We start from the raw sequence: 14165 nt of genomic DNA on the forward strand, positions 1-14165 counted from the left end.
TTATTCCTCCTCACCTGTCACCTTCATTTGTTGGACGTCTTCTGTAATCTTACGAATAACGTCTTTTTCCACAATACGGATAGTTTGTCGAATCGCACTGTAAACGGCTTGATGATTGGAAGAACCATGTGCCTTCACAACTGGGGCAGATAGACCAAATAACGCAGCACCACCATATTCAGAGTAATCTAATTGATCCTTCAGTCCCCTAAGTTCATTTTTCGCAAGTGCTGCAGCGATTTTTGTTTTCGTATTCGTCATCAGTTTATCCTTCACCATCGAGAAAAGAGTAAGTGCCGTTCCCTCTGTTGTTTTCAAAGCAATATTGCCGCTGAAGCCGTCGGTAACTACTACATCAGCTACCCCTTGAAGCAGATCACGAGCTTCCACATTGCCAACAAAGTTTATCGGTAATTCGGATAAAAGATGATAAGCCTTCTTCGTTAATTCATTTCCTTTACCCGCTTCTGTCCCAACATTTAACAAGCCAACCTTTGGCCGTTCCACTTGTCCTACTTTTTCCATATAGATGGATCCCATTAAACCGTATTGCTGCAAGTGTTGTGGTTTGGCGTCAACATTGGCACCTACATCCAACAGCAAGAAGCCTTGACCATCCACTGTTGGAAGGGTTGGACTTAAAGCTGGACGATCAATCCCTTTGATTCTACCCACAATAAATAAACCGGCACTCATCAATGCTCCAGTGTTTCCAGCAGATATACAGGCGTCTGCTCTTCCTTCTTTCACCTCATTGGCCATTAAGACAAGAGAGGCTTGCTTTTTTTTACGAACCGCCTTAACGGGTTCATCTTCACTTGTAATCTTTTCTTCCGTATGAATCACAGAAATCGCAGAATGATCCTCCAAATGTTCTTTTATTTTGGCCTCATCGCCGATTAAGGTAATCTGTAAGTCAGCAAATTCTTTAACCGCCTTTACAGCACCTAATACCAGCTCTTTCGGGGCATGATCACCGCCCATGGCGTCTATCGCTAGTCTCATGCTTGATTCCCTTCTTTCTCTTGATTAGATCGAAACATCTCAAATACTCCAGTGAAGACAACTTCATTGTCCACTTGACTTTGTACTTCTACTACAGTACGTTTTTGTTTCCTTTCTGTATCGAGCACCCTCGCCTTGGCAATGACTCGCTCCCCTTGTACTACTTGTCGTTCAAAGGTAATATTGGCGTTTGCGGTAAGCGCCAGTTCATCATTGATAAGCGCAACGGCTAATGAATTAGCTTGTGCAAACAAATGGTGCCCACGTGCAATCTTATTTCGTGAAAAGACATGCTCTGGTGTAATCTCTAACATCGAAATAGCGCGGTCATCCAATTCCAAATCGATTATTTCTCCGATCACTTCATCAATCGGCAGTGATTTGACCGTTTCATTCCAATTATAGGTTGCCATTGATTTAATTCTTTCTCGCAATTCCGGAATATTCAACTCCATTCGATCAAGCCGAATCGTTTGAATACTTACTTGAAATTGCTCAGCCAGTGCTTCGTCTGTGATAAAGGGTTTTGCTTGAATAGTCTCCTGTAATAAACCTTGCCTTTCCTTTTTTGATCTCCTCATCTATTACACTCCATGTCATGCTCCTTAGTATCCAGCTAATCCCACTGTACATTAGAGCCGCTATACAGGGACATTTCGATACCATCTTTTCTAACTAGCTGGTGTAAACAGCTGGAAGATCCTTTCTAAGAAGACTGAACGTTATTTTCAAGATCTAACAGCCAGTAACGGCCCGATTGGTTCAACTAACATTCAGTGAAAGATCCACTGAATGAAGTTTCACTTTATGACTAGGTACTAATAGTAATATATAATACCACTAGAGATTATGCAAGTGTCGTTAAGGTAATAATTGTTTCGCCATGTTAACCTCTTTTGCCAAATAAGAGAATAAGGGATGATAGGCTTCGTCTAACCAACGTTTTTGTTCAATCATTTCGACGGCGTCTGTCCTCGCTGTTTCTAGTGCCCGATAATCGTGAACTAAATCCGCCAAACGGAATTCAGGCAGCCCACTTTGTTTGACGCCAAAGATGTCTCCCGGGCCACGCAATTCTAAGTCCTTTTCAGCTAAAACAAATCCATCTTTCGTCTCGCTCATAATCCTCATTCGTTCCTTACCAACCTCGCCTTTCGGATCCGCAACGAGAATGCAATAACTCTGTTTTTTGCCTCTCCCTACACGCCCTCTCAATTGATGCAGCTGTGATAGTCCAAAACGATCGGCATCATGAATAACCATGACCGTTGCGTTTGGTACATTGACACCTACCTCGACAACAATAGTAGATACAAGGATTTCAACTCTGTTCTCCGCGAAATCACTCATCACCTGCGCCTTTTCTTCTGTTGAAAGACGGCCATGCATTAAACCCACCGTCGCCTTATCTTTCAACACTTCCTGCAGTTGAGAAAACAAATCCAAGGCATTTTGAATATCCAATTTATCCGATTCCTCAATTAATGGACAGATAATATAAGCCTGTGCCCCTTTTTTTACTTCCTTATAAACAAAATTGATCGTACGTTTAAACATATTATGTTTTACCCAATAGGTTTCAATCGGTTTTCTCCCCTTAGGCATTTCATCGATCTTGGAAACATCCATATCTCCGAATGTAGTAATCGATAAGGTACGCGGAATCGGGGTAGCTGTCATATAGAGAATATCCGCCAGTATTCCTTTTTCCCGTAAGGTATTGCGCTGGTGAACCCCGAATCTATGTTGTTCATCAATAATGACATAAGCCAGACGAGCAAAATGAACATCCTCTTGTATAAGTGCATGAGTACCAATAATGATGTCACAAGTTCCGTCTTGCAATTCTTGCAGGATTTCCTTTCTTTTTTTTCCTTTGATCGAACCTGTTAAACGACGAACAGTGACGGTATTTGGCAGCAGATCGCGCAAGGATTCCTCATGTTGCTCGGCCAGAATTTCAGTTGGTACCATTAACGCTGCTTGTTTACCCGCAGTGATCGTGCCATACATGCTGATAACCGCAACAGCCGTCTTCCCAGAACCAACATCTCCCTGAAGCAGTCGGTTCATTCGGTAAGGAGATTGCAGATCTTTATTTATTTCATCCAATGCCCGTGTTTGCGCATCGGTTAAAGAAAAAGGCATCTGCAGAATCATCGACTTCACCTCAGACCATTGGATTTCCTGGGCGTTTCCCGTCGTCTCTTCCCGATTTTGTTTACGATGTAACTGCATCTTTAATTGAAAAAGCAATAACTCTTCATAGATAAAACGACGCTTGGCATGTTTTAAATGCTGAAAAGTCCCGGGGAAATGCATATGACGAATCCCTGCTGCTCGCTGAGGCAGTTTGTATGATTCTAATAATGTTTGTGGCAAAATCTCTGTTATTTGATCAGAAAATTCATCCAGAGCATGCTTCACCACTTTTTGCAGTTGGCCATTTTTGATATCTCCCTTACTCGAATATATCGGCGTAATCGGACTGTTTTCGGCAGTTTCTCCTCGTTTATAACTATCAATGATAATTTGTAAGCGATGTTGGTCCCATTTCCCATTTACCGATACCGTTTCTCCGGGGATAAAGTGTTTCTTGGCAAAGGAACGATTAAAAATAATTCCTTTAACAACTGCTCCTTCCACACGCAAGTTCACTACTACTCTTGATTTCTTTCTCGAGTAAAAATTGACGATTGGTTCCTGGATGACTTGTCCAACAATCGTTACCTTCTCCTGATGGATTAATTCTTGTAAGGGTTTCTGTTCATAATGATCATATCGATTAGGAAAATAGTAGAGTAAATCTTCCAAGGTGTTAATATCGACTTCCGCAAATTTTTCTGCTAATTTAGGTCCTACTGCTTTAATTTGCTGCACATTGATCTCTTTCATGTTTTCACCTCACTACGCCTAAAAAAGCATCCATTACTCTATTCAAAAAGGGGGGAGACAGCTAGATAACGCAATGTTAGATGGCGCTTCTTAGCTGTAAAAAAGCCCTACCACTTAAATGGATAGAGCTTTTTAGTTAATGCTTTTTTGTCCTCATTCAATCGAAAAGATATAAGGGTAGACCGCCTGACCACCGTCGTGCAACTCCACTTCTATATCGCTAAAATGGTTCTCTACAAAGGTAACAATCTCCTCTGCTTCGTCCTCTGTTGTATCTTCTCCACGAATGACGGTTACAATTTCATCTTCGTCTTCATCGATCATGTCTGATAAAAGCGTTTCAATCACCTGACGTTTATCGGCATTGGATACCTTGATGCTTCCGTCAGCTAAGCCCATATAATGACCTTTTTCAATGGTGATTCCATCAATTTGTGTGTCCCTCACCGCATACGTAACTTGCCCCGTTTTTACATGTTGACAAGCTTCACTCATTGCCTCTTTGTTATCCGATAAAGCGAGTTCTGGATTGTAAGCGAGTAGGGCCGCCATTCCTTGCGGGATCGTCTTTGTCGGTACAACAGCGACTTCTACTTCAGCTAGTTCTGCGGCTTGTTCTGCGGCCATCACAATGTTCTTATTGTTTGGCAGTATCAAAACGTGTTCTGCATTAGCCTCATTGATAGCATCTGTTATGTCTTGTGTGCTTGGATTCATAGTCTGACCACCTTGCAACACTACGGTAGCACCTAAACTCTTCAGTAATTCGGTTAAACCATCTCCAACCGCCACGGTTACCACTCCGAAGGCTGCTTTCTCCTTCTTCTCTTCCTTCTTCACGATGTTAGAATGCTGGTCACGCATATTCTCTGCCTTTAGATTAATAAAGCTGCCAAAGCGCTGTCCTAAGTTAAAGACATCCCCTGGGTACTCTGCATGAATATGTACTTTTACGATTTCGTCATCAGAAACAACTAAAAGAGAATCTCCATGCTCACTTAATTCTTTTCTAAATGTCTCTTCATCAAAAGGGTGTTCCTTAAGCTTATCTTCTTCAAAACGGACCATAAATTCCGTGCAATAACCATATTGGATATCATCGGTGTTCATAAAATCTTGCACCTGTTTGTGGTGTTCTGCATTTACCAAATGGTCTAAATCCATCGTATCACTTTGCGTATGTTCAGGCAATGCTTCACCTTTTAAAGCAGCCAAAAAGCCTTCATAAATAACCACTAAACCTTGCCCGCCGCTATCTACCACGCCCACTTCTTTAAGGACAGGCAACAAGTCTGGCGTACGCTTTAACGACGTCTTTGCTGCCTTAACTACTTGTTCCATAAAGGTCACTACATCCCGTTGTTTAGCAGCAATTTGCTTCGCTTCTTCGGCTGTGTCCTTTGCTACAGTTAGAATCGTACCTTCCACCGGTTTCATCACAGCTTTATAGGCCGTATTCACGCCGCCTTCCAGTGCGGCAACGAACCCATCCACATCCAAATCCTTGTTTTTTTCTATCGCTTTGGCAAACCCTCTAAATAATTGCGACAGTATCACACCAGAATTACCTCTTGCCCCCATTAACAACCCCTTGGCAAAGGCATTAGCTACAGTGCCGGCATGATCCTGATTCACGTTTTTCACTTCATTCGCACCCGAAGTGATCGATAAATTCATATTGGTGCCCGTATCCCCATCTGGTACAGGAAAAACATTTAAGGCATCGATCTTATCTGCATTTTTCGCTAAATGATTTGCTCCAGCTAACACCATGTTGGCAAACATGGCGCCATCGATATTTTTTTGCACCACCAGTACGTTCCTCCTCTTCTGTTCCATTTTCTTCACATTATGCTAAAGGCAAGATATCCTATTCCTGGATTACACGAACACCTTGTATATATATATTAATCGATTTAATTTTTAAGCCTAGCGTTTTCTCCAGATTATATTTTACTTGAGATTGGACATTGTGGGCAACCTCAGATATTTTGGTACCATATCCGACAATGATGTACATATCAATATGGACATCCTCTCCATCTTGCCTGACAATCACCCCTTTTGCAAAGTTCTCTTTCCGTAATATTTCTGCAATACCATCACGTAATTGTTTCTTGGAAGCCATCCCAACAATACCATAACATTCGATTGCCGCTCCCCCAGCAATCGTTGCAATCACTTCATTAGTAATGGTCACTAAACCATCTTGCATTTTTAATTCAATCGACATTGTGCATCCTCCTTGTGTGGTAGGAAATGTAATCGGTGTCGTCCCACTAGCTGAAAAAATATGTTGTTCCATTATAGAATGTAGGAAAACGAGCGCTATGTCAAGCGATCTTCTTCATATTTCTTAAGCAATTCTACTATTATTAATGGTTAACCATATACATTTATTGAACCTGGAACGTAAGAGCATCTCCTCATACTCTGCTCAGCGTCGCGGATGAATCTTTTTACAATGATTCTTGTGAAAATAGTCGCTGTTGATCTCGCGGACTGAAGAGAACAAATCCCGTTCTACAGTCTATAAGAATAAATCTCGCGGACTGAGGAGAGCGAATCTCGTTCTACAGTCCATAAGAATAAGCTTGTACACCCTCAACACAACTCCAGAATGATTTCAATTCCTGCCATTGTGCTCCTCAATCCTGTACTCTGCTAACATAGGGATTGCATTCTAGCGCAAACTATGATAAATTATTTTAGTATGAATAAGAGTTAGTGCAGTAGGAGGGAACAAATTATGGGACGTAAATGTGTTGTAACAGGTCGCAAAACGACTACTGGAAATAATCGTTCGCACGCATTAAATGCTACCAAGCGTAAGTGGAAAGCAAACGTACAAAAGGTTCGAATCATGGTTGATGGAAAACCTAAACGTGTGTATGTTTCGGCTCGTGCGCTTAAGTCTGGTAAAGTAGAGCGCGTATAATTCTATGAAGTATCGAAAAGGGGAAGAACGTTCGTGTCAGAACGTTTATCCCCTTTTTTTATAAGCAAAGAAAGTATATGTTCCTTGGTATAATAAGGACTTGAAATGTTGTTGACCTAGATCGAATCGCGCTACCGATAAGTTGAATGAAATCATGTCTCATGGATCGGATAGGTGCTCTTGATCCATTTACGCAAATGGATCAAACTAGATTAATGCAAAGACTTGCTTATAACACATTTTTGTTACATTTATAAGTTCAACTCATATAGTAATAAAGGAACGAGCTAGCTTGCCTGGTTTTTATTACTTCTCTTAGCATATGACAGTCTAGACAAAGTTAGCACCACAAAAGCAAAGGTGCTGTTTTCTTCTGAAATTCAACCTCTTTTTTAACTCAACCAAAAACACTTGAGAAGTCATTGTGACAATCTCAAGTGTTTTTCTAAACATTCATTTGATCTTTGCGAAGCTAGCTGCAAGGCACTTGTATCAACCTTAAGGGCGTACCTTCCTCCAAATTATTCGATTGTTTCAAATGCCTTTTCTGCTGCTATTTTTCCAGAGGTTAAAGCCCAGGCATTATTGGCACCTGAAGGAGAATCGTCACCCATGACACCTCCTTCTATTTCACCAGCTGCGTATAATCCTTCTATAGGATCCTGATCTGTATTCATTACTTGTAAATCTCCATTCAAGACTAAACCACCCATGGTCGTCGCAAATCGCGGCTTCTGTTCAATCAAGTAGAAATGATTTCCTTCCACTTCCTTATTCATAAATGCATCCGGACGATTAAATGTCTCATCATAACCTGCTTGTACCGCATGATTATATTGTTCGACTGTAGCAGATAACACATCAACATTTATATCCGCTATTTCTGCAACATCTTCTAATGAATCACCGTGAATGAAATAAGGTGTTTCCGAACCATTATTCTCTAACCAGCCATCGATATCACTTTCAGAAATGCCAGCATGTGCTAACCCAGGTGTCCACATCTCAAAAGTTTCTTCATCTAACAGTAGATAGAACATTTGCGACTCTTCTGCTAATTGCACTTTCAAAATATCACGATTGCTTGCTTTTTCGTTCACTACACGTTCTCCGGCATCATTAATTAAAATAGCTGAACCTTCATTAAAAGCAGTGATGTTTCCACCAATAGTAGACTTGGCAATGCCTTCAGAAACTTCTACACCATTGGGATATTGCTTTCCGTATTTCATCAATTGAGTGTCCGCAGCAACTGCTTCTTGAGCCATTAAAATACCATCACCTGTTGCAGATTCTATTCCATAGTACAAAATATTTTTCAATTCATCAGTCAATAATGCATCATTATTTCCATACCCGCCAGTTGCTAAAATAACAGACTCTGCTGTAATTTCATAGGTGCGACCACTATCTTCTTGTGCAATAGCGCCAACAACCCTTCCACTTTCCACAACAAGTTCATTGGCAGTAGTGGACGTATATAGTTCAATATCGGAATTCTCCATGGCTTGCTCAGCCGTTTCCGTAAATCCAGATCCGCCGTTAACATAAGCTAGCTCTCTGTCATGTTCGTATTCTGCCAAGACATGCAGACCATCTTCCATATCGTATTTAATACCGACATATTGGTTCAACCAATTGGTTGTTTCTCCAACGTTTTCAGCGAATAAAGTTAAGGTCTCTTCGTCATTCATGTGAGCACCATTCTCTAAGAGGTCTTGAATCAAACTTTCTGCACTATCATTCGTTACACCAGCTTCTGCTTGTAGTTCAGATCCCATTACAACTTGGTTACCTCCACTAACAGAAATGGCCCCGCCTATAAAAGGCATTTTTTCCAGTAAAACCACATCTGCTCCTAATTCATCTGCACGTAATGAGGCTGCCATACCAGCTGCTCCAGATCCAATAACTAACACATCTGTTGCGATCGGAACCACTTCATCAACCTGCTCGGTAGTAATAGGTACATTCTTCAACGCCTCGACATCTCCACCAGCCTGATTGACAGCACCCTCCACCGCTGTCAGGATCGCCTCTGAAATATAGGTGGCACCTGAGACTGCATCCATAGCTAGTGACTGATTTTCTACGATCAGATTAGGAAACTCGTTAAGAGGCTTGTCGCTGATATCTGGTGATTCATTGTGTGAAACAATATCCACAGCCTCGATTCTATCCTCAGTAAAGGTAACTTCTACTTCTACATCTCCATTATGACCATCTACAATCTCGGTATACGCTCCGGGTTCGTATAATAGCTCACCACTTGTGGCCTCACCCTCTTCTTGATTAGAGCATGCCAACAGACTAAATAATAAGATGAAAAAGAACATATACAAATACTTCCGCATAATATCCACCCCTCTTTATAGTGAAACAATTCACATGTTTATTTCTATTTTACTATATTCATACCATCAAATAATATAATGTAGTTTGTTTTTCATACATCAAAGAGCCGGTCATTCGCTATTGCTTATAGATTCATTGCTATCTCATAAGCAGACCAGATAGCCTCCATCACATTAGCTGGTTTTTTGGCATCGCCAATTAGATAAACATTTTCTTCCTTTATTTCTTGATAGAGTTGATCATTGGGATGATACCCAATAGAAACAACGATATTATCTGCCGGAATTTCATGAACTTTTGGCATACCAGCAGCTCCTAACGCAAACATGTGCTGAGCGCGATTCGCAACATTTGGATAGTTCTTGATTGTCTCTGTTACATGTGCGATGCCATCTTCCAATTTATCTACAACAACATTTTTGATGACTTCTATTTGATAGTAATCTAGCAATTCCATCAGCATATTATAATTTGCTGCAGCTAAACCGGGCACGTTTAAAATTGTTTCAGACGCTTCAATAATCGTTACTTTTTTGCCTTTTTTAGCTAAGTCATAGGCAATTTCACAACCGGTAAGACCTGCTCCAACGATGACCACATTCTTGCCGGTAATTTCTTCGTTGTATAGAGTCTCAATGGCATAACTCACGTTTGGTTGATCAAATCCAGGTGTTGATAGTACTTTTTCAGTGGTACCCGTAGCAACAAATACTTCATCATAATCGGATACCTGATCCTTCGTAATCTGTGTATTTAATTGAATATGAATAGACAAATCATCCATTTGTTTTTTATACCAAGCAAGTAATTGTCGATCATCTTCTTTAAAATCTGGTGTTGCAGCGGCCACGAATACGCCTCCAAGTTGCCCTGCCTTTTCAACCAAATCCACATGATGTCCGCGAATGGCGGCAACTCTTGCAGCTTCCATTCCACCTAATCCGCCTCCTATCACTAATACACGTTTTTTCTTTTTAGCTGGTTGCAGCGCATAACTTTTCTCTCTTCCACAAGCAGGATTTACGGCGCAAGAAATATCTTTACCTTGGAAAATCCGGCCTAAACAGCCTTGATGACAATAAATACATGGTCGAACATCCGCTAACCGATCTTCGGCAAACTTATTAGCAAGCTCTGGATCAGCAAGTAACGGGCGACCCATTCCCATCATATCCAGTTTCCCAGCTGTGATAACCTCATTTGCTAATTCTGGATTATCAAACCTTCCGGCGCAAACGACCGGAATCGACACCACTTCTTTCACTTTCATCACATCTTCTAGATTACAAGCTTTCGGCATGTACATAGGTGGATGCGGCCAGAACCATGAGTCATAACTTCCATTATCACAGTTCAACATATCATAACCAAACGCTTCTAACTTTTGTGCGACAATCAATGATTCCTCGATATCTCTTCCTTTTTCTTCAAACGTTTCGCCTGGTAACGCACCTCGGTTAAAATCTTTGACATAACTTTTTACACTGTAGCGCATTGACACGGGAAAATCCTGACCACATTTTTCTTTGATCGCTTCTACAATTTCTTTAATGATTCGCAATCGATTATCTAATGAACCACCATATTCATCTGTTCTATTATTGAAAAACGAGATCGCAAATTGATCCAGTAGATAACCCTCATGAACGGCATGGATTTCTACACCATCTCCGCCAGCCTCCTGCACTAATTTAGCACCTTCTGCAAAATTTCTGACATAAGTATGGATATCTTCCTTTGTCATACCTATATCTGTTTTCGTCGGATCCCAAACATTCTGGATTGGAGCAGGCGCCTTGATGACACCTGTCAAACCGTGATTCACTCGACCTGTCAACGATGTCAATTGCACGAAAACCTTGCTTCCAGTTTCATGGATACCGTCCATCAAATATTTCATTTCTTCTACATATGCCGTCGGATTGGATAAAATACTGAATCCCATATCATTGATAATCGGCATGAGTCCTGTAATGATTAATCCTGTTCCGCCTTTTGCTCGTTCAATGTAATAATCTGCTCCCTCTTGGGTGTACGCTACAGATTCCATGTTCATTAAGCGAGGGGAAAACACGCCCATCGGCATCATGGCAATGCGGTTTGGCACTTCCACTGAGCCAATTGTCAACGGTGAAAATAACGCTTCATACTTCATACAGCTACCTCCTAATTTTTAATAATTTGTTACAATTGTCGCTCAAATATTGTGAATTATTGAACAATGTTTATAATTAAATAATAAGAGACCTATTCAAATAATGATATAACTATAGCGCCTCTTGTTTTAACAATTATACGAAAGGAGTACTAGCATGAATTCGCAACATTCAACTCATTTGAAATTTTCCAAACCACAAGATTATTCGGTTGGCTTATCTCAATTGAATTATTGCTATACGATTAGAGAAAAGCGGGATGCAACCATCACTTCTGAGATCCACCAACTAGATGAGGTTCTTTTTACGTATAGTGTGATTGGTGCGTCTCATGGGGTGTTTTTTAGAAATGCGAGGGACAAGAAAGCCTTCATCGGTTTACGATTGATCAAAAAAGGACATGAAATCCATCGTTTCTCTCATAAAGAGGTTACTTTACAGGATTATTCACTAGGTATCTTTGATTTAAATAATAGTAGTCATTACGAACGAAAAAAATTAACAGAGGGCATCAATCTATTCATTGAAAAAACCCCTCAAACAAAAGCATTATTGCCTGAGTATAATTCGGGTAAAAGTATCGATGCCTCTTCTGGATTTGCTAGATATCTGCTAGACAGTTTTTTTACGTTGCAAACGCAACTTGAATATTGTTCAAAAGGAGAAAATGTATTGATATTGCATCATTTATTATCGCTTTTACGAGATTGGATCCAGCAAAATAACCGAATAGCTCCCAATAAACAGATGGAATCAATGGTCATTGCTGCCTCTTCTTTCATTCATACCTATTTCTGGGATGCTTCGTTGAGTTTGGAAGAAACAGCAAATAGATGTTATGTTTCTCCTAGGACATTGCAAAAAGCATTTCAAACATTAGGTTTATCATTTAGTTCCTATGTCAATGATATACGCTTAACCAATGCAGCGGTAAAATTATTTCAGACTAATACGGAAATTACAACCATCGCCTTTCAATGTGGTTTTACCAACTCGTCTTATTTTAGCAAACGATTCAAGGAAAAGTATCATCGCTCACCTAAAGATTATCGAAAAGAAAAGCAAGCATTATTGCACTCTGTTCAAGCGGTTAGTTTCCAGTGTCCATTAACCGCTTGTACCAGTATATCAAAGACTGTAATATAAGCCCGGCAAAATAGGTGATGTGCAGCAGTTGTGGTGAATTTTAGTGCTTGTTCTTTGCCTTTCTTCACAAAGAATAAGTCCATATAACGAAGAGGGCGAGACAAATCATAGTGCGTTTGCTAACAAGAAAAAAAGCCTCTCTCAGAAGAGAAGCTTTCATTTTTGTTTTTTTCCATTGCCTAATAAAGCACGAATAAAGCCGCCGATATACCTTGGAAGTTTAATAGTATAGAATTTCATCATATCCCTCCTCCGAGCCTTAGCTACTTATGGGAATCACCCATCACTATGATAGCTTATGACAGCCGTCACAAAAGTTGCCGTTTCCTTCTCTTTTTCACGATATTATTTATTCCTTGCTCTTTATCATTATTAATATGCCTTCATCAAACGAAAAAGTACCATGATGTGCAATAATTTGATTAGAAATACATCTTGTACTTCCCCAATGTAAGGAGTAATCTTCTAAAGCATAATAAAAACCATGAAGCGTTAATCCCTTGACGACGGGAGACAAGGGAACAAAGGAAATCAACTCACTAGTATTAGCTAAAACTCGGTATGTACCTGGCTGAAACATGCGTATTTGGTTATGACGATCAACAATGGTAACATCCACACCTTGATCCATTAACCGGTATAGCAGTTGAATATTTGCTAGTTCGTGATCCAATCGACCAGCTGTCACCCCAAAGAGTAAAATTGCTGACGGCTGATAACGAAAAGCCTCCTCTACCGCTAATTCCAAATCAGTTTCATTCTTCTCTTTGGGATAGGCCTTATAACGTTCTGCTTCCTGTTGAATATCATGTCTTTGTTCTTCAGAAATCGAGTCAAAGTCTCCAATAGCAACATGTATAGGCAAATGGTATTGCATTAAATAGATAGCTCCAGCATCTGCGGCTATCCAGATATCAATATCCTCTTTATAGGTGCTCAACGAAGCTAACGCCCGCTCCGGACCACCTGCTACTATACCAATTTTCAAGATATGTCAACCTCTCTTCTCGCAGAATCTAAATAGATTGTTTGATGGCTTCTATCGCAGCCTTTCGATCTGGCTGATTAAAGATGGCACTTCCCGCTACCAACACATCAATTCCTGCTTCGACACATTGTTTGGCTGTATATTGATTGATGCCACCGTCAATTTCCATCTCAAAGGAAAGATGTTGTTCTGCCCGCCACTTAGCCGCTTGTTTCACTTTATCCAGTACTTCCGGAATAAATACTTGTCCACCAAAACCTGGATTCACGGACATAAATAACAACAAGTCGATATCATGGAGGATAGGCTTTATCATTTCCACTGGAGTGGCGGGATTGATTACTACCCCAGCTTTTGCACCACATTCTTTAATCAGATGGATCGTTCGATGCAGGTGAGGACAAGTTTCCTCATGCACCGTGATAATATCTGCCCCTGCATCGGCAAATGCCTTCACATATGCATCGGGATTTTCAATCATTAAATGGACATCCATTGTCATATCGGTAATCGGACGAATGGCTTCTAATACTAAGGGTCCAAATGTGATGTTGGGAACAAAATGACCATCCATCACGTCGACATGGATATAATCGGCCCCAGCTGCAACCACATCCGTCACCTCTTCTTTTAGCTTTGAAAAATCAGCTGACAAAATGGATGGTGCTATCTTCGTGTTCAT

General features: G+C 40.6%; 12 protein-coding genes. 2 read left to right on the forward strand and 10 right to left on the reverse strand.

Annotated elements, in window-relative coordinates; genetic code table 11:
* The 5 genes from plsX to E0E32_RS14335 form a co-directional block, all read right to left on the reverse strand.
* Entirely contained in the window at positions 1 to 1005 is a 1005-nt protein-coding gene (gene plsX, locus E0E32_RS14315) for a phosphate acyltransferase PlsX (protein ID WP_130860023.1), read from the reverse strand.
* Positions 1002 to 1586, reverse strand: a complete 585-nt coding sequence (gene fapR, locus E0E32_RS14320) for a transcription factor FapR (RefSeq protein ID WP_066193989.1) — start codon at positions 1584 to 1586, stop codon at positions 1002 to 1004. The genes plsX and fapR overlap by 4 nt, the downstream gene beginning before the upstream one ends.
* A 280-nt stretch (positions 1587 to 1866) precedes the next feature.
* Positions 1867 to 3900, reverse strand: a complete 2034-nt coding sequence (recG, locus tag E0E32_RS14325; RefSeq protein WP_066193992.1) for an ATP-dependent DNA helicase RecG — start codon at positions 3898 to 3900, stop codon at positions 1867 to 1869.
* Positions 3901 to 4053: 153 nt separating this feature from the next.
* Positions 4054 to 5712, reverse strand: a complete 1659-nt coding sequence (locus tag E0E32_RS14330) for a DAK2 domain-containing protein (protein ID WP_130860024.1) — start codon at positions 5710 to 5712, stop codon at positions 4054 to 4056.
* A gap of 58 nt (positions 5713 to 5770) precedes the next feature.
* A complete protein-coding gene (locus E0E32_RS14335) occupies positions 5771 to 6133 on the reverse strand; it encodes an Asp23/Gls24 family envelope stress response protein (RefSeq protein WP_066193998.1) in 363 nt (120 codons plus the stop codon).
* A 516-nt stretch (positions 6134 to 6649) separates the two neighbouring features.
* Between E0E32_RS14335 and rpmB the strand changes: the two genes are divergently transcribed.
* Entirely contained in the window at positions 6650 to 6838 is a 189-nt protein-coding gene (gene rpmB, locus E0E32_RS14340; RefSeq protein WP_066194000.1) for a 50S ribosomal protein L28, read from the forward strand.
* A 521-nt stretch (positions 6839 to 7359) separates the two neighbouring features.
* Here the strand turns inward: rpmB and E0E32_RS14345 are convergent.
* A complete protein-coding gene (locus tag E0E32_RS14345; RefSeq protein ID WP_130860025.1) occupies positions 7360 to 9192 on the reverse strand; it encodes an FAD-dependent oxidoreductase in 1833 nt (610 codons plus the stop codon).
* A gap of 125 nt (positions 9193 to 9317) precedes the next feature.
* Entirely contained in the window at positions 9318 to 11348 is a 2031-nt protein-coding gene (locus tag E0E32_RS14350) for an FAD-dependent oxidoreductase (protein WP_130860026.1), read from the reverse strand.
* Positions 11349 to 11505: 157 nt separating this feature from the next.
* On the opposite strand from E0E32_RS14350, the gene E0E32_RS14355 reads away from it, so the two are divergent.
* Complete coding sequence (locus E0E32_RS14355; RefSeq protein WP_130860027.1) at positions 11506 to 12495, forward strand: helix-turn-helix transcriptional regulator; 990 nt, start codon at positions 11506 to 11508, stop codon at positions 12493 to 12495.
* Positions 12496 to 12651: 156 nt separating this feature from the next.
* On the opposite strand, the gene spoVM is transcribed toward E0E32_RS14355, so the two are convergent.
* From spoVM to rpe, 3 genes are all read right to left on the reverse strand, one after another.
* A complete protein-coding gene (spoVM, locus tag E0E32_RS22840) occupies positions 12652 to 12738 on the reverse strand; it encodes a stage V sporulation protein SpoVM (protein WP_078060143.1) in 87 nt (28 codons plus the stop codon).
* Positions 12739 to 12844: 106 nt separating this feature from the next.
* The gene (locus tag E0E32_RS14365) at positions 12845 to 13483 is read right to left on the reverse strand and encodes a thiamine diphosphokinase (RefSeq protein WP_066194014.1); all 639 of its coding nucleotides are present in this window, start codon (positions 13481 to 13483) and stop codon (positions 12845 to 12847) included.
* Between the two features lie 28 nt (positions 13484 to 13511).
* Entirely contained in the window at positions 13512 to 14165 is a 654-nt protein-coding gene (gene rpe, locus E0E32_RS14370; protein WP_130860028.1) for a ribulose-phosphate 3-epimerase, read from the reverse strand.

This window comes from Gracilibacillus phocaeensis (genome assembly GCF_900626275.1).
Taxonomy (GTDB): domain Bacteria; phylum Bacillota; class Bacilli; order Bacillales; family Amphibacillaceae; genus Gracilibacillus; species Gracilibacillus timonensis.

What these genes read in the sequence shown, in the direction of transcription:
- plsX (WP_130860023.1), bottom strand. Translation starts at nt 1,005, where the DNA reads ATGAGACTAGCGATAGACGCCATGGGCGGTGATCATGCCCCGAAAGAG.
- fapR (WP_066193989.1), bottom strand. Translation starts at nt 1,586, where the DNA reads ATGAGGAGATCAAAAAAGGAAAGGCAAGGTTTATTACAGGAGACTATT.
- recG (WP_066193992.1), bottom strand. Translation starts at nt 3,900, where the DNA reads ATGAAAGAGATCAATGTGCAGCAAATTAAAGCAGTAGGACCTAAATTA.
- E0E32_RS14335 (WP_066193998.1), bottom strand. Translation starts at nt 6,133, where the DNA reads ATGTCGATTGAATTAAAAATGCAAGATGGTTTAGTGACCATTACTAAT.
- rpmB (WP_066194000.1), top strand. Translation starts at nt 6,650, where the DNA reads ATGGGACGTAAATGTGTTGTAACAGGTCGCAAAACGACTACTGGAAAT.
- E0E32_RS14345 (WP_130860025.1), bottom strand. Translation starts at nt 9,192, where the DNA reads ATGCGGAAGTATTTGTATATGTTCTTTTTCATCTTATTATTTAGTCTG.
- E0E32_RS14350 (WP_130860026.1), bottom strand. Translation starts at nt 11,348, where the DNA reads ATGAAGTATGAAGCGTTATTTTCACCGTTGACAATTGGCTCAGTGGAA.
- E0E32_RS14355 (WP_130860027.1), top strand. Translation starts at nt 11,506, where the DNA reads ATGAATTCGCAACATTCAACTCATTTGAAATTTTCCAAACCACAAGAT.
- spoVM (WP_078060143.1), bottom strand. Translation starts at nt 12,738, where the DNA reads ATGATGAAATTCTATACTATTAAACTTCCAAGGTATATCGGCGGCTTT.
- rpe (WP_130860028.1), bottom strand. Translation starts at nt 14,165, where the DNA reads ATGAACACGAAGATAGCACCATCCATTTTGTCAGCTGATTTTTCAAAG.